Origin of the sequence: Acrocarpospora pleiomorpha (assembly GCF_009687885.1) — a bacterium.
In the GTDB taxonomy this organism is placed as follows: Bacteria; Actinomycetota; Actinomycetes; order Streptosporangiales; family Streptosporangiaceae; genus Acrocarpospora; species Acrocarpospora pleiomorpha.
In genome coordinates this window covers 48006-72671 of the sequence record NZ_BLAF01000044.1, presented here as the reverse complement: position 1 = coordinate 72671, position 24666 = coordinate 48006, and the positions used below count along the sequence as shown (strand labels likewise).

At 65.9% G+C, this 24666-nt stretch carries 20 protein-coding genes; 11 read left to right on the top strand and 9 right to left on the bottom strand.

Going from position 1 to position 24666, the window contains the following annotated elements:
- The first annotated feature begins 53 nt into the window (after positions 1-53).
- A complete protein-coding gene (locus tag Aple_RS33010) occupies positions 54-1217 on the top strand; it encodes an MFS transporter (protein WP_170321767.1) in 1164 nt (387 codons plus the stop codon).
- Here Aple_RS33010 and Aple_RS33005 read toward each other — a convergent pair.
- A complete protein-coding gene (locus tag Aple_RS33005) occupies positions 1126-1563 on the bottom strand; it encodes a hypothetical protein (RefSeq protein ID WP_155348638.1) in 438 nt (145 codons plus the stop codon). The genes Aple_RS33010 and Aple_RS33005 overlap by 92 nt on opposite strands.
- Complete coding sequence (locus Aple_RS33000; protein ID WP_155348637.1) at positions 1560-2123, bottom strand: hypothetical protein; 564 nt, start codon at positions 2121-2123, stop codon at positions 1560-1562. The genes Aple_RS33005 and Aple_RS33000 overlap by 4 nt, the downstream gene beginning before the upstream one ends.
- 160 nt (positions 2124-2283) lie before the next feature.
- Here Aple_RS33000 and Aple_RS32995 point away from each other — a divergent pair, with 160 nt between their 5' ends.
- Complete coding sequence (locus tag Aple_RS32995; protein WP_246264946.1) at positions 2284-3270, top strand: NAD-dependent epimerase/dehydratase family protein; 987 nt, start codon at positions 2284-2286, stop codon at positions 3268-3270.
- A gap of 155 nt (positions 3271-3425) precedes the next feature.
- Entirely contained in the window at positions 3426-4964 is a 1539-nt protein-coding gene (locus Aple_RS32990) for an acyl-CoA carboxylase subunit beta (RefSeq protein ID WP_373869666.1), read from the top strand.
- 153 nt (positions 4965-5117) lie between these two features.
- On the opposite strand, the gene Aple_RS32985 is transcribed toward Aple_RS32990, so the two are convergent.
- Positions 5118-5774, bottom strand: a complete 657-nt coding sequence (locus Aple_RS32985; RefSeq protein ID WP_155348634.1) for a TetR/AcrR family transcriptional regulator — start codon at positions 5772-5774, stop codon at positions 5118-5120.
- Between the two features lie 70 nt (positions 5775-5844).
- Here Aple_RS32985 and Aple_RS32980 point away from each other — a divergent pair, with 70 nt between their 5' ends.
- The 3 genes from Aple_RS32980 to Aple_RS32970 all read left to right on the top strand — a co-directional run bounded on the left by Aple_RS32980 (position 5845) and on the right by Aple_RS32970 (position 8834).
- Positions 5845-6681 (top strand): carotenoid oxygenase family protein, encoded by an 837-nt coding sequence (locus tag Aple_RS32980; protein ID WP_155348633.1) that lies wholly within the window; start codon positions 5845-5847, stop codon positions 6679-6681.
- A gap of 262 nt (positions 6682-6943) precedes the next feature.
- Entirely contained in the window at positions 6944-7744 is an 801-nt protein-coding gene (locus Aple_RS32975) for a TIGR03084 family metal-binding protein (protein ID WP_155348632.1), read from the top strand.
- 304 nt (positions 7745-8048) lie between these two features.
- Positions 8049-8834 carry a protein phosphatase 2C domain-containing protein gene (locus tag Aple_RS32970; protein WP_218038611.1) on the top strand — a complete coding sequence of 262 codons (786 nt, stop codon included), beginning with the start codon at positions 8049-8051 and terminating at the stop codon, positions 8832-8834.
- Positions 8835-8947: 113 nt separating this feature from the next.
- Here the strand turns inward: Aple_RS32970 and Aple_RS32965 are convergent, their stop codons facing one another.
- Positions 8948-9436, bottom strand: a complete 489-nt coding sequence (locus tag Aple_RS32965; RefSeq protein WP_246264945.1) for a MarR family winged helix-turn-helix transcriptional regulator — start codon at positions 9434-9436, stop codon at positions 8948-8950.
- 107 nt (positions 9437-9543) lie between these two features.
- Here Aple_RS32965 and Aple_RS32960 point away from each other — a divergent pair, with 107 nt between their 5' ends.
- On the top strand, positions 9544-9918 hold the full coding sequence (locus Aple_RS32960) for a DoxX family protein (protein ID WP_155348630.1): 375 nt from the start codon (positions 9544-9546) through the stop codon (positions 9916-9918).
- A 235-nt stretch (positions 9919-10153) separates the two neighbouring features.
- On the opposite strand, the gene Aple_RS32955 is transcribed toward Aple_RS32960, so the two are convergent.
- The gene (locus tag Aple_RS32955; RefSeq protein ID WP_155348629.1) at positions 10154-10585 is read right to left on the bottom strand and encodes a type II toxin-antitoxin system VapC family toxin; all 432 of its coding nucleotides are present in this window, start codon (positions 10583-10585) and stop codon (positions 10154-10156) included.
- Complete coding sequence (locus Aple_RS32950) at positions 10582-10854, bottom strand: hypothetical protein (RefSeq protein WP_218038610.1); 273 nt, start codon at positions 10852-10854, stop codon at positions 10582-10584. The genes Aple_RS32955 and Aple_RS32950 overlap by 4 nt, the downstream gene beginning before the upstream one ends.
- A gap of 196 nt (positions 10855-11050) precedes the next feature.
- Here Aple_RS32950 and Aple_RS53710 point away from each other — a divergent pair, with 196 nt between their 5' ends.
- Positions 11051-11476, top strand: a complete 426-nt coding sequence (locus Aple_RS53710) for a hypothetical protein (protein WP_218038609.1) — start codon at positions 11051-11053, stop codon at positions 11474-11476.
- 470 nt (positions 11477-11946) lie between these two features.
- On the opposite strand, the gene Aple_RS32940 is transcribed toward Aple_RS53710, so the two are convergent.
- A complete protein-coding gene (locus tag Aple_RS32940) occupies positions 11947-13935 on the bottom strand; it encodes a UvrD-helicase domain-containing protein (protein ID WP_155348628.1) in 1989 nt (662 codons plus the stop codon).
- Entirely contained in the window at positions 13932-15878 is a 1947-nt protein-coding gene (locus Aple_RS32935; RefSeq protein ID WP_155348627.1) for an ATP-dependent nuclease, read from the bottom strand. Before Aple_RS32935 ends, Aple_RS32940 begins: the two co-directional genes overlap by 4 nt.
- 796 nt (positions 15879-16674) lie before the next feature.
- Here Aple_RS32935 and Aple_RS32930 point away from each other — a divergent pair.
- The 3 genes from Aple_RS32930 (at position 16675) to Aple_RS32920 (ending at position 22571) form a co-directional block, all read left to right on the top strand.
- Complete coding sequence (locus Aple_RS32930; RefSeq protein ID WP_218038608.1) at positions 16675-17517, top strand: integrase core domain-containing protein; 843 nt, start codon at positions 16675-16677, stop codon at positions 17515-17517.
- A 442-nt stretch (positions 17518-17959) separates the two neighbouring features.
- On the top strand, positions 17960-21967 hold the full coding sequence (locus Aple_RS32925) for an NB-ARC domain-containing protein (RefSeq protein WP_155348626.1): 4008 nt from the start codon (positions 17960-17962) through the stop codon (positions 21965-21967).
- A 328-nt stretch (positions 21968-22295) separates the two neighbouring features.
- Positions 22296-22571, top strand: a complete 276-nt coding sequence (locus Aple_RS32920) for a hypothetical protein (RefSeq protein WP_218038607.1) — start codon at positions 22296-22298, stop codon at positions 22569-22571.
- Positions 22572-22755: 184 nt separating this feature from the next.
- On the opposite strand, the gene Aple_RS32915 is transcribed toward Aple_RS32920, so the two are convergent.
- On the bottom strand, positions 22756-24597 hold the full coding sequence (locus tag Aple_RS32915; protein WP_155348625.1) for a condensation domain-containing protein: 1842 nt from the start codon (positions 24595-24597) through the stop codon (positions 22756-22758).
- Between the last annotated feature and the right edge of the window lie 69 nt (positions 24598-24666).

The window sequence follows — 24666 nt, the reverse complement described above, 5'->3', positions numbered from 1 at the left end:
GGCGGCGGCTTTGGAGGGATATGAACCCCTGGCGCGCTCTAGCGGTGTTGTGCGTGACCAACTTCCTGATCCTGGTCGACACCACGATCGTGAACACGGCCGCCCCCTCGATCATGACCTCGCTCGGCGCGGGCGTCGGGCAGATCGTCTGGATCCTCAACGGCTACCTGCTCGCCTTCGCCTCCCTCCTGATCGTCTTCGGCCGGGTCGGCGATCTCCTGGGTCCGCGCAACGTGTTCGCGGCGGGCCTGGCCGTCTTCACCGGCGCGTCCCTGCTGTGCGCGCTCTCGGCCGACCCGGGCCTGCTCATCGCGGCCAGGGTCGTGCAGGGCGTCGGCGCGGCGGCGCTCGTCCCGCAGGCCCTCGCGCTCATCTCGGCGATCTTCCCGGCCGACCGGCGCGGTCTCGCCCTCGGCATCTTCACCGCCGTGGCCGGGGTCGCCTCGGTCGGCGGCCCGACCTTCGGCGGCCTGCTCGTCACCCGGTACGGCTGGCAGTCGGTCTTCCTCATCAACCTGCCGGTCGGCCTCGCCGCGCTGCCCCTGGCCCTGCGCCTCATCCCGGACCTGCGCCCGCCGCGCCCGCAGCGTGTCACGGCAGTCCCCGGCCTGTTCCGCCACCGCGACTTCACGCTGGCCGTCGCGATCACCACGATCACGTCCTTCTCCCTGTACGGCCTGCTCCTGGTCTACGTCATCGACACCCAGACCGTCCTGGGAATGACCCCGCTGATGTCCGGCGTGACCGCCCTCCCCATGACACTCGCGCTGACCGCCCTGGCACCGTTGTCGGGCAAACTGGCCGACCGCGTCGGCGGGCGCATCCCGTTGGCGGCCGGGCTCACCCTCTACGCGCTCGGCGTCCTCGCCCTGGCCGTCCAGAGCACGTACCCGATCCCGCTCGCCGTCATCGGCATCGGCATGGGCCTGGCCTTCGCGCCCGCCACCATCGAGGGCCTGCGCGCGATCCCGCCGCACCTGGCCGGGGTGGCCTCGGGCACGCTGAACACCGCCCGCCAGCTCGGCGGCGCGCTGGGCGCCTTCACGATCGGCGCGCTGGACGCCGCCAAACCGGCGCTCGGCCTGGTCGCCGCGCTCATCGGCGCCGGCGTCGTGCTGGCCCTGTTCATGTCCGCGCGCGAGGCCGCACCACCACCCGGGCCGCGTACGCCGAGAACGCCAGCAGCCCCGCCCCCAACAGGAGCAGCAGCCCCGTGAACACCCACTCGTTCGACCCGCCGGGCCCGTAGACCCAGTACGTCCTGCCGATGTCCACCGCCGGTGTGGTCTGCCCGGCGAGCATGGTCTCCCGGTCGCTGCCGTACAAAGAGACGCGGTCGCGGACCGCGCCGGACGGGGCGGAGAACGCGCCCGTCCAGGTGCAGCTCTCGTGCCCGGGATGCTGCACGCAGACCAGCTCGGTGGCGGTGAAGACGCCGGAGACCCCGTCGGCCCGCGCGGCGCGAACCGCGGGGCCGATGCCGGGGACCGTGAACCAGAGCAGGACGAACCCGGCGAGCGCCGTCACCACCGAGGAGAACGGCAGACCCCGCCGCCGGCTCATCCGGGGACGGGAACGGCGCAGGTGCAGTTCATCTGGGCCCGCTCGACCCGGTTCGGGCGGCGGTGCAGGATCATCGCCACCACCATCGGGGCGAAGACCACCGCGTTGTAGAACAGGTGCAGCTCCACCCGGGGCACGATCAGCTGCAGGATGCTGGTCGGGGCCGCGCGGCCGAACAGGTTGGCCGCGAACAGCGCCTGCAGCAGCAGGATCAGGTGCTCCAGGTGGTGCCAGACCTGGATGCCGAGCGAGATGTTCCACCACGTCCTGGCCCGGCCGGTGAAGCCCTTGCGCAGGATGATCAGGCCGATCAGCATGAACAGCGCGTACCCGTAGTGCATCCACTCGGACTTGACCAGCCACGGGAAGGGCACGCCCAGGACGCCGCGTGCCTCCGGCAGCGGCCAGCCGAGCGCGTAGACCTGGATCGCCTGGGCGACGTGCTCGGCCCAGTGGGCGATGACGATGAACAGGAAGATGTTGAGACCGAGCTTGTGGTAGCGCGTGTTGAGCGCGCCGTTCTGCACCGGGAACGAGCCCGCCGCGGCATGGGTTGCCATCGATGCCCTCCGACTCTCTGGAGTGTGCCCTCATCGTTTCGCGCAGGCGAGCGCGTTTCTTCTTCCAAAATGCTGCGTTAGCGCACGTTGAGAGAAGACACCTGGATCACCCCCGGGGGACGCTGGTGGCCGACGAGGGGGGTTACAGATGCTGGTGTGCGTGACCGGCGGCACGGGATTCGTCGGCTCCCATTCGGTCGCGGCCCTCATCCGGGCGGGTCACCGGGTCCGGCTGCTCGCCCGGGATCCGTCCGGGGTGGAGCACGAGGCCATGGATGTGGTGGCCGGGGACATCACCGACGAGGCCGCCGTGCGCCGGGCGGTGCGCGGCGTGGACGCGGTGCTGCACGCGGCCGCCGTCTATTCCTTCGACAGCAGGCGGCACGCGGAGATGCGCCGGGTGAACACGCGCGGCGCCGAGGTGGTGCTGGGCGAGGCCCGGCGGGCGGGCGTCGGCAGGATCGTGCACGTGTCCACCGTGGGGGCGCTGTTCCCCGCGCCGCTGGGCGTGATCGGCCCGGCCACGCCGGTCGGGCGGCCACGGGAGACGTACCTGGCCAGCAAGGCGGGCGCGGAGGAGGTGGCGCGCGGCCACCAGCTGGACGGCGTGCCCGTGGTGATCACCTACCCGCCCGCGCTGGCCGGGCCCGACGATCCCCGGCTCGGTGACCAGAACGCCCGGATCCGGGATGTGCTGCGGGGCCTGATGCCGATGTGGCCGACCGGCGGATTCCCCCTAGGAGACGTCCGCGACACCGCCGAACTGCACGTCCGCGCCCTCACCGCCCCCGACCTCACCGGGCGACATTTCGGACCTGGGCGGTATGTGGCGACGCGGGAGTTCCTCGGCGCGCTCCGCGAGGTCACCGGCCGCCCGCTGCGCACCGCGTTCCTGCCCGCCCGGGCGATGCTCCCGGCCGCCCGCTTCGCCGACCTGGCCCAGCGCTGGTGGCCCTGGCACATCCCCGCCCAGTACGGCGCCGTCTACACCTGCGCCGTCGCCGCCCCCGTCGAGGAGCAGGCCTCCACGCTCGGCGTCCGGGCCAGACCGCTGGCCGAGACCATGCGCGACACCGTGCGCTGGCTGCGCGACACCGGGCGGATCACCGCCCGCCAGGCGGGGACCGACCTGGTGGCGGTCCGATGACGGTCTCGCGGGAGGACCTCAGACCGCTCCCGGAACCCCCAGGAAGGGGAGTGCGTGCCGTGGGCAGTTCGGTGCGGAGGGTCAACGGCCGGTCCGTGGTCGACGTGCCCGTCCCGGACGTCTTCGTGGATCCGCCACCGCCGGACCCGCGCACCATGGCAGGCCTGCGGCGTGAGCACGGCAACTTGCGGGACCGGATCGCGACGGGCGACGCCGCGGCGGCGGCGCGGCAGCGCGCCCTCGGCAAGCGCACCGCGCGCGAGCGGCTCGCCGCGCTGCTGGACGAGGGCTCCTTCGACGAGCTCGACCGCTACCGCCGCACCCAGGCGCACGGCCTGAAGATCGGCGAGAACCGGCCGCACACCGACGGCGTGATCGCCGGATCCGGCACCATCGCCGGCCGCCGGGTCTTCGTCTACGCCCAGGACTTCACCGTCTTCGGCGGCTCGCTGGGCGAGGCGCACGCCTCCAAGATCCACAAGGTGATGGATCTGGCCATCGCCACCGGCGCGCCGCTGATCGCGCTCAACGACAGCGGCGGCGCGCGGATCCAGGAGGGCGTGCTGGCCCTGCACGGCTACGGCGGCATCTTCCACCGCCATGTGCGGGCGTCCGGGGTGATCCCGCAGATCAGCGTCATCCTCGGGCCGTGCGCCGGGGGCGCGGCCTACTCGCCCGCGCTGTCGGACTTCACGTTCATGGTCCGCGACATCGCCAAGATGTATCTGACCGGGCCCGACGTGGTCGCCGCGGTGAGCGGGCAGCGGGTCACGCACGAGCAGCTCGGCGGCGCGGGCGTGCACGCCGGGACCGGCGTGGCCACCTTCGTCCACGACGACGAGGACAGCTGCTTCGCCGACGTCCGCTACCTGGTCTCGCTGCTGCCCGGCAACAACCTGGAGCCGCCCCCTGGCGGCCCGGCGCGCGGCGCGACCACCGAGCTGCGCCCCGCCCTGGCCGGGATCGTCCCGGTCGAGCCGAACAAGCCCTACGACATGCGCGCCGTCGTCGCCGAACTGGTCGACGACGGCGAATTCATCGAACTCCACGAGGACTGGGCGCCGAACGTGGTCTGCCTGCTGGCCCGGATCGACGGCCACACCGTCGGCGTGGTCGGCAACCAGCCGCTGTCCCTGGCCGGCGTGCTGGACGTGCAGGCCGCCCAGAAGGCGGCCCGTTTCGTACGGTTCTGTGATGCCTTCGGCATCCCGCTGGTGACCCTGGTGGACGTGCCAGGATTCCTGCCCGGCACCGACCAGGAGCAGGCGGGCGTGATCCGGCACGGCGCCAAACTGCTGTACGCCTACTGCGAGGCCACCGTTCCCCGGATATCGGTGATTCTGCGCAAGGCCTACGGCGGGGCGTACATCGTGATGGACTCGCGTTCCATCGGCTGCGATCTGGCGCTGGCCTGGCCGACCAACGAGATCGCCGTGATGGGCGCGGAGGGCGCGGTGAACGTGCTGTTCCGCAAGGAGCTGGCCACCGCCGCCGACCAGGAGGGCCTGCGCGCCGAGCTGGTCCACGAATACACCGGGCAGCTCATGCATCCTTACTACGCGGCCGAGCGCGGCCTCATCGACGACGTCATCGACCCGGAGCAGACCCGCGCGGCCATCGCCCGCGGCCTGGAGATGCTGCGCGGCAAACGCGCGGACCCCGTCCAGCGCAAACACGGCAACGTGCCGCTGTAGTCGTGATCTGGACAGCTGCGGCTGTCTATGGGACGGGTCTCTGGTTAATCCTGTTTCCGCACGTCACCGCGCTCGATCAGCTCTGATTACAGCTGGTTCCCGATCGGCCATAGCGGCTGACCTGTGACGAAGGGCCACATGCGGAAAACGGGGTTAATACATCTGGATCTCGTCGATCCGCTCCCGTGACCGTGCCACCGATTCGGTGGCCAGCTCCCAGGCGTCGCCCGCGCTCACCATCAGTCCGACCAGCTGCGCCTCCACGCAAGCGTCCGCGTCATACGGCGGGATGAGGTAGCCGCCCAGCTCCAGCGTGACCAGGCCGTGGACGGCCATCCACATCTGGTGCGCCACCAGGATCGCGTCCCCCGGCCGGAACCGGCCGCTCGCCAGGCAGCGCTCGGCGCATTCGGCCACGTTGCCCAGGGTGTAACGGCCGTGCTGGCGGTCCTCCTCCGACAGCGAGAACCCGGCCAGCGAGGAGCCGCCGAACATCACCGCGTAGAGGTGCGGGTTGGCCAGGGCGTTGAAGCGGTAGGCGCGGCCGAGCAGTGCCATGTCGGCCACGGGATCCTCGGTCGCCCGCACGCTGGTGAGGCGTTCCTGCAGCCGGGCGAAGCCCTCCCTGACCATCTCGCGGACGAGCCCGCTCATGCCGCCGAAGTGGGTGTAGACGGTCATCGTGGAGCTGTCGGCCTCGGCGGCGATGCGGCGGGTGGAGAGCGCCTGCGGGCCGTTCTCGGCGAGCAGTCGGGCCGCGATGTCCACGAGGGCGGGCTTGGTGGCGGGGTCCGATCGTCGAGGGCTCACCTTGACATTGTTGCATAACAGCGATATTTATTAACCACAACACTGTTATGTTTTCGGGAGGGCGTCGGTCATGACCGCACACGACGTCGCACTTCTGGCCGAGGATCGGCTGATGATCGAGGGCTGCCTGCCCGCCGGGCTGACCGGCTCGCTGGTCCAGGCGCTGCCCAACCCGCGCGCCGCCCACCCGCTCGCGGGGCCGCTCGTGCACTCGGGCGTACGGCTCCGCGACGGAGTCGCACGCTGGTACCGCGCGCCGGCGCCCCTGTGCGGCAGGCCGCCGTTCGGGCCGATTCCCGCCCTCGCCCCCGCGCTCTGGATGTGCCCCTCCGGCGGGCCGGACATCACCGTGGCCCGCCCGGCACGGGACGCGCGGACGGGCTGTTGGCACACCGTCGTCACGTACCCGGATCTGGGCTGCGCCGAGCATCTCACCGCCGAGCCCGACGGCACGGTGGTGCGCACGGTGCCGTTCGCGCTGGCGGACCCGGCGCCGTTCATCAGCGCGGTGGCGCTCACCGAGCGATACCTGGTGATGGTCCATCCCCCGGTGGCCTACCACCGGGCGGCGGCCCTGCTGAAGACCCGGCTGCCGTATGTGGCGCAGCCCGGGCGGGGAACCCGGGTGGGCCTGCTCCCGCGCTGCGGAACCAGGGAACCGTTCTGGCTGCCCGCCGGCCTGCCGATCCTCGCGCTCGGGCCCCGCCAGGTCAACCTGGGCGCGGGCTGGCAGGCCGGGCGCCCGGTGCCGGTGGGGGAGTGGCTCCTGGTCTTCGGCCACGACCCGGTCGCCCGGCGGGGGGCGCTGTTCGTCTTCCAGATTGCTGACCTCGCCCACCCGCGCGCGGTGGTCCAGCTGCCGGTCAGCGTGGGTGTGAGCGACCGCGCGACCTGGCTGCCCGAATAGCTCGCCCGCGCCTGAGCGTTTCCCAGGGCAATCTCCGCACCGTAAGTCGTATGTTCCGGCTTGGCCGCGCCTGTGTCTGGGCTGAGGAACGCAGGTCGCGAAGCGGCCGGAGAGACGAGGGAAGGCACAAGCTGAAGGCGGCCGAGCCCGCCGATCCGAAGGATCGGCCATGTCACAGCACGGCAAAAGGTGCGGCGGGTGGACGTCTCTCGTGACGATGAAACGGACGGGTCTTGCGACATCCGGGCGAGAGGGCACCGACATGACCGACCTGAATCTTGTGATCGCCGCGCTCACGGCGGACGGCGACGACGTGGACCGCATGGTGGCCGACCTGCCCGCCGCGAAGTGGGCGCTGGAGACGCCCTCGCCGGGCTGGACGATCGCGCACCAGATCGCGCACCTGTCGGCGACGTTCCGGATGGCGGGCCTGGCCGCGTCCAACGCTGAGGCGTTCGCCGCGCTGGCGTCGAAGCTCTCGCCGGACTTCGACGCCAATGTCCGGCACGCGATGGCGGGCTTCCTCGCCGAGCCGCCGGACGTGCTGCTGACCCGGTGGCGGGCCGAGCGGGACGGCGCCATCAAAGCGCTGGCCGCCGCTCCGCCGGACCAGATGGTGCCGTGGCTGGTCAATCCGCTGCCCCCGGCCGTGCTCGGCATGGCGGGCATGATGGAGCTGTTCGGCCACGGCCAGGACATCGCCGACGCACTGGGCATCAAGCCGGAACGCACAGACAGGATCCAGCTCATCGTTGCCTTCTCCATCCGGACCTGGACGTTCGGGTATCTGGCCCGGGGGCTGACCCCGCCGGAGACGGAGTTCCGGTTCGAGCTGACCGGGCCGTCCGGGGCGTTGTGGACGTTCGGGCCCGAGGATTCGCCGAACAGGATCACGGGGTCGGCGGCGGACTTCTGCCTGCTGGTGACGCGGCGGCGGCATCGGGACGATCTCGACCTGGCGGCGGCGGGCGCGGAGGCCGATCGCTGGATGGACATCGCGCAGGCGTATCGGGGCCCGGCAGGGGATGGCCGTACTCCGGGGCAGTTCAGGTCAACGACCTGATCGGTGTTCACGAGAGAAGCGACCACACTCTGGCGGCTGCGGGTCTGCGGGCCGAGGTTGTTTCGGCGCCACCGCGGACGCCGATCTCCGCCTGGTTGTCGCCCCCGCCATGCGGCTCACGTATGGTGACGAGTTGCTCATCCTGGATCGCGCGGCTCGCGGCGAATCCGGATACTGATCAAGGGCCGGACTGTGGGCCCGACGCCTCCGCGCGGCGGCAGATGTGTGCTTCCAAAGTGGGCAGGCGGTTGCATGGTCGACGCCTTGATCGGCGGGAGGGCGGCGGCAGAGCATGCGGGTGGCGATGACGAGCGTGGCCGCGGGACGGGCCGGCCGCGTTAACGAGGACTTCACCGGCGCCGTGCCGACGGCAGCTGTGCTGATCGACGGCGCCGGCATCCCCGGCAGTGAATCGATCTGCCGGCATGGGGTGGCCTGGTATGCCAGCCACCTGGGAGGCAGCCTCCTGAGCCTGTTGTCACTCGTGCGGGACCGCAGTCTTTCGGAGTTGCTCGCCGAGGCCATCGAGCGGGTGACGGACGATCACCGGGACACCTGCGACGTCGCCAACCCCATCAGTCCGTCGGCGACGGTCGCCATCCTGCGCCTGTCCGACGGCCTCATCGAGTACCTGGTGCTCGGTGACTCGGTTCTCGTCCTGGACAGAGCAGATGATGCGCCGCTCGTCGTCTCCGATCCGCGGGAGGTGATCATCAGCCGGTCGTACCAGCCCGCGATCGAGGCCGCCGCCGCGGGTGGCGACGAATACCAGCGGCTCCTGCGAGACTTGCGCGCCAACCGGAACCGGACGGACGGCTTCTGGGTGGCCAAGGACGACCCGCGGGCGGCAGACGAGGCGATCACCGGAAGCTGCCCGATCTCCGAACTAGCCGGCGCCGCCCTGCTCAGCAATGGAGCCAGCCGCATCGTGGACCGGTTCCAGCTCGCCGACTGGCCAGAGGTCATGACCGTCCTGGCGACGAGCGGACCCGCCGAAATCATCCATCGTGTCCGTCAGGCGGAGGCGCGCCACGCAGTGGCGGCCGACGATGCGACGATCGCACACTGCACCGACCTCGGCGAGGCCTGACCGTCGCCTTCCCGGGCTCACCCGTTTGACGCGGGTGAGGGCGCCGTCGCGGCCGCAGACGAACCGGATGTGGTCGCCGGCTTTCGTTCCGATGTGGTGCTCCAAGGCGTTGGTCAGAAGGGGTGGGTTCCGGGGCGCGGGCCGTTCGGGTCTACGGCGCGCAGTACCCGGGCGCCGATCTCGCGCAGTTGTTTCGGCTGTGCCTTGGTCATCGGGTCGAAGACCAGGCGGCGAACCTCGGCGACGTGGCCGGGCGCGGTCGCGACGATCTTGTCGAAGCCGTCGTCGGTGAGGATCGCGAGCGTGTAACGGCCGTCGGTCGGGTCGGGCGTGCGGCGCACCCAGCCGCGCTTCTCCAGGCGGCCGACGGCCTGCGAGAGGCGGGGGAGCGAGCCCTCGGAGAGCAGAGCCAGGACGCTCATCCGCAGCGTGCGCTCCGGGGCCTCGGACAGGCTGGCGAGGATCAGGTACTCGAAGTGGCTGAGTCCGGCGTCGCGTTGCAGCTGCGCGTCGAGGGCGGCCGGCAGTCGGAACAGCATGGCGACCAGGGTGATCCAGGTCTGCTCCTCGGCGGAGTCCAGCCAGCGGGGTTCGTCGGTCACGTCATCGAGTATAACTTCAACGCGCAAGTGTTGATCACTTGCGCGTTGAAGTCATAAGGGTCTATGTTTCACTTCACCGTTTAACTAAATCTACGGCAGGGTGAATCATGAACGTCGTCCTCTGGGTCATTGTTGGGCTGCTCGCGGCCGCGTTCCTGTTCTCCGGCGCGACGAAGCTGCTGCGATCGCGGGAGCAGCTGATCGCCTCCGGCCTGGGCTTGTACGAGGGCTGGCCGCCGCCCGCGATCAAGGCGCTCGGCGTCATTGAGGTGCTGGCCGCGATCGGACTGATACTCCCGGCGGTGACCGGCATCGCCCCGATCCTGGTGCCGCTCGCCGCGACCGGGCTGGTGCTCATGATGGTCGGCGCGATGGTGGTGCACGCGCGGCGCGGGGAGTTCCCGTATCTGGCGCTGAACTTGGTGCTGCTGATCCTGGCCGCGGTGGTGGCCTGGGGGCGGTTCGGGCCGTACGCCTTCTGACGAGAACCGGGGCGTCCTTCGCGGCCCGATCTCCCGTCCAGCGGCGGAACGGGCATGCCTCGATTGCCTAGGGTCTGGTCCGCGGAACAGACCTGCGGTCAGCGCGAAGTGCCGCATGGTCGCCGGACGGTGTACTTGTTGGTGCGGACAGTGGCCTGGGCAAACCGGTCGACACGCGGGGTGAACCAGCGGCCGGTCTCGAACGGATTAAAAGCGCGCTCTTGACCCTGAATTTCTACGCCGAACGGTCCTCCCACGGATTCTCCACGCGGGCACCTGTTCGGGCCAGGTGTTTGGTGTTGCGGGTGGCCAGCGTCCAGTTGTTGGCCACGGCGGTCGCGCCGATCAGGGCGTCGGGCGGGTCGATGCTTGTCCCGGCGCGCTTGAGCGTCTTATGGATGGCCAGATACGCCCCTGCCTCCCGTTCGCCGATCAAGGCGATCCGGCCCTGATAGTCGATTCGGATCTGGGCCAGCGCCTGGCCGTACCGCGCCCTGCGCACAGGATCAGCAACGGCTGCGACACCTGCTTCGATCTCGGCGACGGTGAGGACGCTCAGGTAAAGATTCGGCGTGGGGATCGCCCGGAACCAGGCGATGACGTTCGGATCAGGTTTCGGCCTGGTCGTGAGCTCGGCTACCACGTTGGTGTCGAGGAGGTAGATCACTCGCTCTCCGGCCGCTCATCGTAGGAGCGGCCCCCGAAGTCCAGGTCCTCGAACGGAGCCGAGAGGAGGAACTCCTCGAAGCCGTCGTTGGCGAGCGTGGCCCAGCGGGTGAGCATCGATTCCAGCTCGGCAATATCGGTCTCGGCGAGCTCGGCGTCGAAGTGGACGAGCTGGTCGCCGGGCAAGGACGCGCGGATCTCCCGGATAGTCCGCAACGGGTGCGCGTCATCCGAACGAACAGGAGGCGACATGCCGTACGTTGCGCTCATCGTCACTCCTTCCTCTCACCTGGAGTTTACGCGTCCATGTTCGTGTAGGGCTTCGAGAACACGAATCATCTCCGGCGTCGAATCCCCTTGGTGTGGATCGGGTGCGCAGGGCGTTGAGCGGCTGGTCTGGGGGCGTCTGGGGTCATCTTTTGTGATCTTGTCCACAATGTACGCCGGCACCTCAAGCAGGAAGGCGTTGATCCGGCCACGAGCGGGCGTCTCTGCCACTCTCGGCACCACCGCGCACCCGACCGCGAGCTGGCTCGTACAAGTCGTCAAGAACCTGATGATGGATCTGGAGGACGCCGGCTGCCGGATCCGCGAGCGGGATGGGAAGGTCCCGGCGTTCATGGACGAGATCCTCGCGGAGGTCGGCATTCAGGACCATGCTCACCCGAATCCGGACGTCACGAATGAACGCGATCATGGAACGGCGGGGCAGTCCTGCCGTCGCGAGCTTCTCGACCGCTGCCTGCTCTGGAACGAACGCCACCTGCGGCAAGCCCTCCGCGAGTACGAACGTTTTACACCCGGCGCCGAGCCCATCAAGCACTGGCCGAAGCCGCCCTGCTGCGCACAGTCCCGGATCCGATCACTGATCCAGAGCGCATCGCCGACTTGAACATACGCCGGCGAGACCGGCTCGGCGGAGTCCTCCGCGAATACTCACATACCGCTCGAACTGCATGGATGACATTTTCGGCAGGCGCAGAGTGCCCATAGCGGGACGAATCGCAGATCAAATGGGGTCAAAGGTGGTGGGGTGCCAGGGATTCGAACCCTGAACCTACGGATTAAAAGTCCGTTGCTTTACTGTCATCCAATGCCGCAGGCTGTCTATTTCTATTAGACCGTCCGGATTTTCCACTGTCAAAGTGTCCTCGTGTGGTGGGCAATGCCGTCCCGTATCGCGTACCAATGAGCAACCGCCGAGCAACCATCGGCTACCCGGACACGTTTTACCCAAACACGATTACGCACTCTCGCCGTGTGGTTCTGTGTCAAATTTCCCGATGCTCGTAGGTCCACCCGATGTGCCAGAATTCTCTGGGCACCAATCATGCCTTGAACGATTTATCAATCCGCTTATGTCTAACCTACAAGGTATTCCTCGGAGGTGATCATGCGTTCGGTGACACCTGCCTGGTCAAGCAATGCGTACAAGTCGGCGATTCCACCTGTGCGCGCCGTGGGGGATGCGTTGGTGAAGATCAGACGTTGGGCTGCCCGCGAAAGCCCTACGAAGAAGGTCGATGTCGAGCCCTGCATGTCTTGAGCGTGCGCCCACCATTGCTCGTCTTCCAGGCCCAGAAAGAACACCGTGTGATACTCCAGGCCCTTACTACGGTGAACGGTCAGTAGGCTGACAGCATCGGCGGCCTCGTACTCCTCCAGGAGGGCTGGCCACCGCAGCCCAGGGAGCACTACCTGCTCAAGCCGGGCTCGGACGGATTTGATGATGTCTGGGAGTTTCTCCTCCCGGCTGTAACGGCTCAACGCGTCGAATCCGACGGCGTCTACCACTCGATCAACGGCGTCGGACAGCACTTCGTCAGTCGGTGGGCGCTCGTTGAGCCAGCTGCGCAGCGCGACTATGAGGTTGGTGAGTTCGTCGCTGACGGCGCGGGCGGATGACTCCTCGTCAGCCACTCCGCGGACGCGTTCCATGGTGGCGGTGACATCCAGCCAGATTTGTGGGAGTCCTGCGGGCGTGGCAGCCAAGCGCAACACTCCCACGATGAACTGGGCGACCTTATTCTTGAGAAGGTCTTGGAGTTTCATCGTCCCCACGGCGGCGTCATCATTGCGCAAGCGGATGCCGTGACGGGCCAGCTCGGGTTGGAAAAGCGGGTCGATGTCGCCGACTCTCTGGCGGGCGACAAGCGCGAAGTCTGACCCAGCCCGGCCCGATGTAGCGATGTCATCGGCAATCCACTGCGCTATCGTCCGCGCTTCGCTTTGACGATCATCGAAGGTCCAGAGGCTGACGGAGTCGTCGCAAGGCGGGTGAGGGGCTTTGGAGATGGCGCGAACGGTCGATGAGTCAAGGTGGCGGGCGACAACATGTTGCAAGTCCACGAGCTGCTCCGATGACCGGAAGTTCCAGGTGAGCTCGTGGTTTTCGGGGGCGAAGTCCGCGGCGAAGGACTCAAAGGCATTTGGAAGCGCTCCAGCGAATCCCATGATGCGCTGCTTTCGGTCGCCCACGATCGTGACGACCGGCCTGTCGCCGAGCCTAGGAACGGCATCTGCCGGAGGGTTGAATACCTCGGCGACAGAGTTCGTGTCGATGTCGGGATCGGCGAAGAGCGAGCGAAGGAAGCTGAGCTGTGCGGGTGTGGTGTCTTGGAATTCGTCGACGAAGAGGAAGGGGTAGGTCAGACGTAGCGCTCGACGCAGCCGAGGGATGGCCCGTACGAGAAGCTCACCCAGCCGATTGATCATCACGAAGTCGAGCTGAGGCTGAGCGGCGCCAATAAATCGTTCTTGCCACCACGCCAGAGCCGCGAATGCGATCGGATCTGCCTGAGCGGCTTGCGGTATTTCGGGGGGCAAGTCCCATTTGCCGACTACGTGGGGGAGGAAGGTCTTGGGACTCATGGATTGGATCGCCGACCGCAACTCCGGAGGTGCCTGCCAGCGCAGCCGGCCCAGGAACGCGTTGATTTCCTTCGTGGCGGTGGAGGCGTACTCGATCGTGTAGTCGCCGGACATGGCCCACGCGGTCGGCAGAGAGAGCCGGAAGCGATCCAGGAGGCTTTTGGCGAAGGCGTCGAAGGTCATCGAGTCGAAACGCCACGCGTGCTCAGGGACCCGGGAACGGACACGACGACCAAGGTTGGCGGCCGCGTCGCGTTTATAGGAGATCGCCAGAATGCGTGCGGGGTATGGACACCCGCCGCACTGGAGGAGATACGCGGCTCGCTGAGCGAGAAGTTCTGTCTTCCCTGCGCCCGGACCGGCAGTGACCGAGGTCGATACTGTCGAGCGCACTACCTGCCAGGCGGCCGGTTCCAGATCATCGATTCCGGCTGGACGCCAGGCGCTGGTGTCGGTTGTGGATTTCGGGGCGCTGGTCATAGGGCCAGTTTTCGCTGGATGTAGGTGACCAACGCGTTGAGTGCATCCGGGCCGTAGCTCAGCTGTTCATCGGTCAATCGTGTGAGTGCGCTGAGGTGAGTGCTGGGCTTGGACCGGGACACGAACAAGTACCGATACCAGCGCAACTCCCTGTCGCGGTCGTCTTTCTCCGCTGGGACCTTCGAGTCCCAGTATGAGGTGGCGGGAGGGTCAACACCCAACACGCTCTTGCGCGCATCGGTGGCATCGGGGCCGCGTTCAGCGCCGGACAGAGTCATGTACGCAGCGGGGAAGGCCTGGACCATGCTGTGATCAAGATCGAGAGGGGTGCTGAAGAACACGCCGAATGAACGTAGGTGCGCCGCGACTTCTTCAGTCTGCTCATATGTCATCTTGTCGGATAGGTCGGCTATGCCCCCGAATCCCTCCAGGACAGCCAACGGGTCGACGCCCTGTTCGAGCAGCCGAGTGCAGGCGTCGCGCAGACGGCCCGCGCCACCTCCTGAACGGCCGTAGTCGAGATCCAGGAGCGTGGCGTGCGGGATGTCGAGGTCGTTGAGAAGCTTCCAAAAGTGATTGGTGTGGCGTCCGCCGAGCGGAACCATAGCCACGAAGGACGGATCAAGCGCGATGCCCCGTGCCTCGGCGATGCGAGGGATGACGATCTGTTCTGAGTCGCCTTCTCCCAGGACGACGAACCGGGCGAAGTAGAGCTCTGGGTGAGCTCTGACCGCCTCACGTACGTATTTGCCTTCCTCGCTGTCTCCGGCGGGGAGGGTGATGGATCGAACTGAGGCGATGCCGGTGTCCGTTGCCAGCCGGAAGTAGCGGATGCATTCAGGATCGACGCGCGCCAGAGCACCCGCGGAATGGCTGGCGATGATCGCTTGGGCCCGGGAGTTAGCGCTGAGCTGTCTCATCTGTCGAGCGATGCGTGACAGGTAGAAGGGCGACAGGCTGTTCTCTGGCTCTTCCACCATCACCATGGTCAGACTGGGCAGTCTGATGGAGCTCAGATCGAATTCGTCGGCATGCGTTCCATCGGCAAGGCCGCTCTCGATGTCCAGTGCGGCTGCGGTGAGCGCCAGATGGAGTAGAGAGCGTTGCCCATCGCTCAGCATGTCAGCCGGTCGGGGCTTGCCTGTGTGTGTCGGCTCGAACACCAACTCGGTGTCACGCAGCAGGTCCGCCAGATCGCCCTCTAGTGGACGCAACCGAGGAATGGCGTGCATGCCGGCGTCGTGAAGCTCACGCCACCGACTTGCCAGGGCTGCCTCCACCACACTGGTGCTTGGTTCGGAGTGGAATCGATTGGTGATCGTCGTCGATGTCTGGGTGACGAGGGTGCGAAGGTCAGGGGACCAGCGGGCGGCTCGCCAGATCCGGCTGCGCAGAAAAGCGGCAAGCTGACGTGCACCGTCACGTGACGCCGGAACGTAGATCGCCTGGATGCGTGAGCGCTCGGCTGCTGAAAGTGGATAGGTCGCGGTGCTGTCGTACTCCTTGTCCAGGGTCAAGACGGCTTCGAGGGTTTCGGTCACAGACCCATCGAGGGTGCCGTCGGCTTCCCAGACTGCTTTGAGGACGATGCGGCATTTGAACGTTCCATCGGCAGTGGAAGCCATCCGAAGGAAGAACTCGGGCACTGTGCTCTTGGCGAGGTCGCTGTTCTCTTCGAGTTCAGGGAAGGCGAGCACTGCCTCGATGCGGAGGTTTCGACTGTCGGGTGGAGTGGTCTCTCCTGCTGGCACGTGGAAGTCGTCGACGCGGACGCTTCGATCGCCACTGCTAACGCCGAACAGACGAAGCAGCGCTTGGCAGGCGGCGGTCTTGCCGGCCCCATTGGTGCCGATGAAGGCCGTGAATTCGGCATCAATACCGATATCGGTCGATTCGGGGCCGAAGCACTGGAAATTCTGCAGGGTTAGGTTCTCGATGTGCAATCCGGTCCACCCGTCCACATGGTACAAATCTCGCGCTTTCAAGGGCGGCGGTTGCTCGTTCAGCAGGGTGTCGAGCTCTACGTCGTCCTGGCAAAACTCGTTGCAAGGTGGCGGGCAGAGTTGCAGGCCCGCTCTGCCTACGTAGTAGGCATAGAAAAGGAAGGGAACAACTAGGTCATGATCCGCAGCTTTGGGGGTGCGGAAAATCAGCTTTGGGGTTGGCTCGTGGCTCGTGGCTTGAGCGCGATGAGGTCATGTACACCTTATCGAAGGTGTCCTGGTTATTTCTGTACTTCATGTGTGGGCGTGTCGTTCAACTCCCGGAGCCCACTGTGTGAAGCCGGCGCTGAACCGCCGCCACGATGGCCGTCCGGCGCGCTGCGAGGAAGGCGGAGCGCTCTCCCTGATCGGTAGGCAGCAGGTCTGACTGTGCGCCTGCCGATAATTCCATCCGTCCAGGTCACGGCCTTGCAGGGCTTCTCTTGTAGGCAGGCTTCGATTCCTGAAGAGGAGCCAGTGCGGCAGGATGACCGGTCGTGCTCCTTCGTCTGGCCTACCTGGCCGTCACGAACACTTTCGCCGCGCTGCGGTTGCTGCCGATGGGAGATCGGGATAAGGACGTCGAGATCCTCGCCCTGCGTCACCAGATCACCGTTCTCGAACGGCAACTCGGCGCCGACACCCGGGTGAGGTTCGCGCCCGAGGACCGAGCCTTCCTCGCCGCTCTCCTGGCACCGCTGCCCCGCGACGTGCTTCGTCGGCTGAGGCTCCTCGTCCGGCCGGATACCGTCGTGCGGTGGCACCGCGATCTGATGAAACGGCGTCATGCTCGCGCCTGCGTGCCGAAACGGCGCGGGCGCCCGCCCACGGTCCGTTCCATCCGCGCTCTCGTCCTGCGCTTAGTCCGGGAGAACCCGTCCTGGGGGGGTACAGGAGGGTCCACGGAGAGCTCACCACGCTCGGCATCACGGTCGCGTCGTCCACGGTCTGGGAGATCCTCAAACAGGAAGGCATCGATCCGGCACCTGAGCGGGCGTCGACCACGTGGGCCGACTTCCTGCGCTCCCAAGCCGAAGCTCTACTGGCGTGCGACTTCATTGAGACCGTCACCCTTGATGGGCGGCGTCAGTACATCCTGGCCGTCATCGACCACGCCACCAGACGCGTCCGCGTACTCGGCACCACCGCCCACCCGACCGCGAACTGGGTCGCCCAGGCCATCAGGAATCTGGTGATGGATCTGGAGGACGCCGGCTGCCGGGTTCGCTATCTGATCCGCGATCGGGATGGGAAGTTCCCGGCGCTCATGGACGAGATCCTCGCCGAGGCCGGCATCCAGATCGTGCTCACCGGTATCCGGATGCCGCGGATGAACGCGGTCATGGAGCGGTGGGTGCAGTCGTGCCGCCGCGAGCTTCTCGATCGCTGCCTGCTGTGGAACGAACGTCATCTGCGGCACGCCCTGTGCGAGTACGAACAGTTCTACAACCGGCATCGAGCCCACCAAGCCCTTCTCCAGGCGGCCCCGCTGCGTCCCGTCCCGGAGCCGATCATTGATCCTGAGCGAATCGCGAACTTGACCATACGCCGACGAGACCGGCTCGGCGGAGTCTTCCACGAGTACTCACATGCCGCTTGAACTGCACGGATAGAATTTTCGGCAGGCGCAATGTCCTGGCCGATAATCGCCAGCCAGGCACATGCTGACGCCGTGATGTTCGTCATGGCGGTAGCCAGCCGCCTGTACGAATACCGTGCGCTGTCATCAACACTGCGGTTTTCGCGGCAGAAGAGGATGTTCGCGATGATCGTCCGGGTATGCATGTGCCTGCGCCCCATTCGCACGCGAAACCGCCCTTTCTCAGCACCTCGCATCGTAATCTGACTCCGTGCATCCACGCGACTCCGCAACCACTGACACAGCAGCGTCTACAGGTGGGGCACGTGCAGCCAGCGGTTTGAGTTTTCAGGCGGAGGTCTTCGCCTGGTGGGCGGCACACGCCGTCGCGGACGTTCCGCCAGGCCTCGGGCTCAATCCTCAGACTAGGGTGACGGCCGTGGGCTGTGAGACCGGCCTTCCGATGGACGACGTCGGAGTTTCCCTATCGGACGACGGCCTCATTCTTGTACAAGCGAAACGCGGATTGCGCCGCCTTGACCTCCGTACAGCTGATCTACGTGCGGCGGTTGGTCAGCTCGTCGCTGCCATGCGCCATGGCCTTAAGCTCCAGAGCGGTATTCGTCCAATCGATCCATTCCGTGATCGGCTGGTGATCGCGACTGACCACCAAAGCAGCCGTTCCTTCGGGGTGCTCGGCACGGTCTGCGCGCGCTTCACCGATCATCCTTCAATCCTCCCGTTGGAGGCTGCTGCCGTCAGTGATGAGGAGCGCGCGGCACTCCATACCTTCCTCGCGCTCGTCACTGCGAGTTGGAAGGATTCCGCCGGTACGGTGCCTACTCCGGAAGAGTTAAAAATGCTACTGAGGGTAACCGAAGTGGCCCGCTTCGACTTCGCCCGCCACTCCGGAACGCACCTTCGTCGTAGTGAAGTTATGGTCGCGGACGCTCCCGCTATGCAACCGTTCTCTCTGCTCGTCCGTATTGGGCTTGAGGCCGCTCGGACTCGAACATGGCGGCTGCGGCACACGCTCAGGAAGGAGCTTGGCTATGTGGAAGGTAGCTCTTCAAAACTAGGGGGAAAGACTCCATTTTTCGCAGTTCCACCTCTCATGGGAGGAGAGGTAGCTCGACCATCGCTAATGCAGCGGTTGCATGACGCCGTCGTAAGCGTGGATACCGATCCCAATGCGATCATTACCGGACTGCGGGGATCCGGAGGATTCGGAAAAAGTACATTGGCACGCATATTTGCTCATCACGAGGGCATCCGCGAACGCTTCGCCGACGGCATCTTATGGGTCTCTTTGGGAGACGACGTCCACGGCCCAAGCCTCGCCGGGAAAGTCAATGATGCGGTGTACCTGCTTACGGGTGAGCGTCCCCCGTTGACGGATCCACTACTCGCCGGAGCTGAACTCGGGCGCGCGCTTGACGGCAGGCATCTCCTCCTGATCGTGGACGATGTTTGGTCGAGCTCCCAACTGGAACCGTTCCTGCACGGAGGCACCGAAGCGGTCCGCCTGATTACAACACGTCAAGAGAGCATCTTGCCTCCAACGGCCCCGGTCGTGGCAGTGGAGGCGATGCTGCCGGACGAAGCCTGTGAAGTCCTTTTCGAAGGGCTTGGCTCGGTCTCCGCCCGTACGGTCACCGATGTGCTGGCGATATGTGGACGGTGGCCGATGCTGTTGGCCTTGATCAACGGCGCTGTGCGTGCCGACATGCGGGGCGGTGGATCAGCCGATCATTCTCTGCAGGATGTTCACGAACAAATTCGACGGCATGGTCCAGGGGTGTTGGACATCGCGGACGAAAGCCAGCGGCATCTTGCGGTGGCAGCGACCATGAAGGTCAGCCTCAGCCGGTTGAGTCCGGAGGAGCAGCAACGATACCTCGATCTCGCAGTGTTCCCAGAGGACGCTGACATTCCCCGCTCAGTCCTCGAGAACTATTGGCACCACACAGGGGGATGGGCAGTTTATCAAACTCATCGCTTTTGTCAGCGACTCACCGATCTGGCACTTGCCGTGGATTATCGACAAAGCCCGGCGAGGCTTCGTCTTCACGACGTTATTCGTGCATGGCTATATCATCAGCAGAAAACAAGAATTCCGGAATTGTGTCAGGCGCTGGTTGACGCGCATCGCCACGTGGTTCCGCTGAATGAAGGGGTTACCGAGTGGTGGAGATTGTCTCTCGGTGAAACCTATCTCTGGTCTTGGTTACCTTTCTTTCTACATGGCGCCAGACTCGATGGTGAACTCCAAAGTTGCCTACATAACCCGGAATACCTGATCGGCAAGCTTAATGCCGTCGGTCCCGCTGGGCTGGAGGAAGACCTCAATCTTAGTGCAGATCCGACAACTTTGGCGCTCCGTCAGGTCGTTCGGCAGAATGCCCACGTACTCGGACCACTGGCTCCGGTGGGCTCCCTGGTCGCCACCCTCGCATCTCGACTGCCGGATCGACTGGAGTTAGCCGAGGTTAGGAGAAGACTGGCCGCCTGCCTCACCCAACCGTATATCTTCCCAATCGCGCCGATGCCGGATCTACCGCACCCTCGGCTTGCACGAGTTCTAGCCGGCCACTCTGGCTTCATCACGAGCCTCTTCGTCATTGGCGAAGATACCATTTTCTCTGTCGGGAGTGATGACAAGGCGCGCGTGTGGGATGTCCGTGAGGGCCAACTTCTGGCTGACGTGTCTGCTCCGGAAGGAAAACACTTCCCTGTGAGGGAAATCGCCGTCAAAACCGAAGTCTGGCATGCATATCTTGGTAACGAGGACCAAGTACTGGTTGTCGACCCCCAAACGAGCAAAGTGCGTCATAGGCTGATCGGGCATACTTCGATTGTGCACGCGCTGGAGGGCCCGGCTGACGGTTCATGGCTCTCAGTCGGCGATCATTCAGGAACAGTACGAATTTGGAATCCGCGCGACGGCTCCCTCACCCATACATTGGAAGGGCACGAAGATCCTGTCGTTGCGCTAACGGCTTCCCCCGACGGGGACTGGCTGGCGTCCGCCAGTCGTGATGGCATTATTCGCATTTGGGATCCTCATACGGGTAATCTTCTCCACACCTTGGCGGGTCATGAAGAGATGGTCGACTCACTGGCCAGATCCCCGCAAGGAGCTTGGCTCGCCTCCGCCTCCATCGATGGCGTTATTCGAATCTGGGACCCACAGAGTGGCGCCTGTCTGCAAACCCTGGAGGGTCACGGTCCCGGTTTCGGTGCCGCCAAACCGCTAGTACCGAACCGCGACGGCACCAGGCTATTTTCTTCCGGATTCGATGGCACCATTAGGATCTGGGATTTGCGTAAAGGAACCGCCCTTGATGTTCTGACCGGCCACAGCGGTTGGGCCGGAGAGCTCACGATTTCTCTTGACGAAAGGTGGATGGCTTCAGGCGGTTACGACGGCAAGATATATATCTGGGAAAATGATCAAAATTTTCCGCCACAAAGGCTCATCGGACACTCCGGGCGGATTGGAGACCTGATTTCCGCTGCCAACGGCAGATGGGTCGCTTCGACCGGCGACGACGGCGACGTCCGCATCTGGGACCCCGGCACGGGCAGGTGCCTACATGTGCTGAGGGGCCATCGCGGATGGGCGGGTCCGATAGTGGCCGCCCCCGACAGTTCCTGGCTGGCGACCACGGGCCAAGACGGCACGGTACGAGTCTGGGATGCCAGCACTGGAGCAGCACTCCACGTCTTGACTGGCAACAGCAAGAAATCTGAGTCATTGGCGGTATCGCCGGACGGCCGCTGGTTGGCCTCCAGTTGCCTTGACGGCGCCGTTCGGATCTGGGATCCGCACACAGGTAAACTTATGAATGAATTGGAGGGCGGATACGGGCCGCTCGCGGTCGCCAAAGACGACAACGGCACTCTATTGGCATTAGCTCAGGAATTGGTCGGCATTCGCTTATGGAGCATGCCTGACGGTACCACTATCTCGATAACAGATTCTAAAGCTGGCGACACAGGTACGATGGCCTTCCTAGCGGCCCCGGGCGGGACCTGGCTGGCGAACGCTATCAGCGATGAGATCCAGGTGTGGAATACGACTACGAGGTCCCTGACCCACACTTTCGCCGTCAAGAACGGCGACGAGGCCTGGCCATGTTCCCTGGCCACCGACCTCTCTGGTACGCGACTGGCCGCAAGTTTTAATGACGGCAGCATCCGTGTTTGGGACATCAGAACTGGCCTTCTCGATCAAGTGCTCATCGGCCATTCCCAGGAAGTATCCGGGTTGATCATGCACCCTGACGGTTCATGGGTGGCTTCCGCCGGATACGACGGCACCGTGCGAGTCTGGCCCCGAGGAAGCGGCAATCCTATCGCGGCACTACGCACCGACGACCAGCTCCGCAGACTCATCCTCTGCGGGGACGTACTAGTAGTCGCAGGAAGCCGCTCTCCGTATTTCTTCTCCTTCCGGCCCTCCGAGTGAGGGGCCCCAGGGATCCTGTGGGGCTCAAGAACTCGATTCACTTCCAGCGCGGGGCCCTCCATCCGGTGGGGTGGACGGTTATGGAGCGACGTCTCCAAAGAGGCGGAACTGCTGGTGCTTCGGCATCAGAACGCGGTCCTTAGCCGCCAGGTCCCACGGGTGCGGTATGAACCAGCCGACCGCCTGTGATTGGCGGCGCTCTCGCACCTGATACCCCTGCGCCTGCCGATAATGCCATCCGTCCAGTTCATAGCCCTTCAGGGCTTCGCGTGGCGTGGCGCGACCTTCGGCCACTACGGAGGGGCCGAGTGCGGCATGATGAGCCGCCGTGCTCCTTCGCCTGGCCTACCTTGCGGTCACGAACGCCTTCGCCGCGCTGCGGTTGTTGCCGATGGGCGATTGGGACAAGGACGCGGAGATTCTCGCCCTGCGCCACCAGATCACCGTCCTGGAACGGCAACTCGGCGCCGACACCAGGGTGAGATTCGCCCCCGAGGACCGAGCCTTTCTCGCCGCCCTTCTGACATCGCTGCCCCGCGAGGTCCTGTGTCGGCTACGGCTCCTCGCCCGCCGGATACCGTTCTGCGCTGGCACCGCGATCTGATGAAACGGCGTCACGCCCGGACCGTGCCCATGAGCAGCCAACGAGCAACCACTCGTGATTTCGCCTCGACGCCGAGGCCCCAAACCGTGAGGAATCGCCGGGCAAATGGGGTCAAAGGTGGGTGGGGCGCCAGGGATTCGAACCCTGAACCTACGGATTAAAAGCGAGCGTTCAAACCCCAAGGTCAGGACGCGATTCCTCCCGGGCGTGAACGCTCGGGGTTCCTCGCTAGACGGCGGCTGAAGTTTCGGGTCAAAGGATCATCTTCGAATCGCCCGGTGCCCTCGGCCAGGATGTTTTCGGCAGGACCGTGGGCATCGGCGTGAATGACGTACCGATGGGGAGCCATGGCGACCCGCATGCCGGGCAGCGCGTCCATGCAGGCGGCGTGCACCTTTTGCAGGTCGGTCGAATCTGGATCGATCAGGGTTGCGACCAGTTCGTCGTCGTGCACGGCCACCTCGGCTTGCCTGGCTCCCGTCGCGTTCCTGACCAGTTCGGTGACGCTCGGCATATGGGCCCAGCCCGCTTTCGTCAGGTGCCAGTCGCCGTCCCGGCGAGCTGGCTCAAGGCCCGTGTGCTCGCCGATCTCGGTGGTGCCGATCTCGGTCGTGGTGGCGGTGCAGAGCAGGCGTTCCATGCCGCGCAGCCAGGCCAGGGACTCCTCCGGCGGCAGGATCGCCGCGTCTAGCAGGAGGGTGAGCCGCAGCATGTTCCCGGCGTCGTCGGCGAAGACGAAGTAGGTGCTGGTGCTGCTGTCCACGCCGTCGAGCCACCGCCAGATGGTGCGATCCAGCGCGTCCGGCCCGATCTTCCCGGGAGTGTGGGGCCGCGCGGGTCCCAGCTGCCGGTAGTTGAGCCAGCAGGACAGGTCAAAGGAAATGCCGCGCTCGTGCTCGATCTCGTGCCGCAGCTTGGCCAGCTCGCCGGGCGGGTGCGGACCGAACCGCGCCGCCCGGGTGAGCGCGACTCCCGATCGCGCGATCAGATCAGATATCGAAATGTCGAGTAAATCGATGCATACCGGGACGTCTTGGGTGTGCATGCCGACCGCGAAACGTGTTCTCGGGGCGATCCTGTTGCCCACGGTCAGCTGCAGGAAGGAGCGGTCCAGGCCGCTGACGTGCCCGGCGATCGCGCTGACCCCCGCGTACAGCACGCTCGCCGGGCTGACCTGGTGACGCGCCGCCAGCGCCGACACTGCCATCGCCAGCGCGGGGGAGTCGAACTGGAGATACCGGTAGCGCGGCGAGTCGTAGGCGACGGCCGGGCGCGGCAGCATTGTCTGCGGCATCACCCGCAACGTCTCCGCGTGCCACGCCACCGCCCGCTCCCCGTGCCGCCGCCCCGCGTCCGACTTCTCCCATTCGGCCTCGTCCAGCGGCCGGTGCGCGTGCTCTGGCACGGCGACGGGCGCGGGCGGCCGCGCCAGCAGGTCGCGCAGATGATGCCGCACCCAGTGCCCGCCCGTCTGATCCAGCACCAGATGAGACGCCACCACCACCAGCTGCTTGGGCACCCCCGCCGACGTCACCAGCGCGAACCGGATCGGCCACTCCTCGCTCACGTCGAACGCCACCGACCACATGGTCGCCGCCGCGCCGTCCGCCGCGGTCGCCGCCGCCTCGGCCTCGATGACCGGCACGACCAGCTCACCCTCGCGAAGCACCCGTTGCCCGGGCCCGTACGGCGGCGGCACGTAGACCGTGCGCAGCGCGTCGAAGTCCTCCACCAGCTCCCGCAGCGCAGCGAGCACGTCCTGCTCGCTCACGCCCCGGCGCAAGGCCCAGGTGAAGCGGAGATTGACGCTGCTGGTGTCGGGGCTGAGCTGCTCCATCAGCGCGAACATGTGCTGCTGCGCCCAGGTCAGCGGCCCTTCGCCCCCCTCGGCCACCGCCTGAAACGGGATCACACGGGCCGGAAACCCGGCCAGTTCCGCCGGGATCTTGCTGTGCACCGGGCCGCTCCTTCGTAGCAGCGCCTGCCTGCCTCCGCCGACCAGGGGCAGGTAGACGCTGCCGAGCACCGGAGGAGGCGAGCCTCACCGAAAACTTTCGTAAAGTCCACTGCCTCCGGGGCGGTTTTCTCGTGCCAT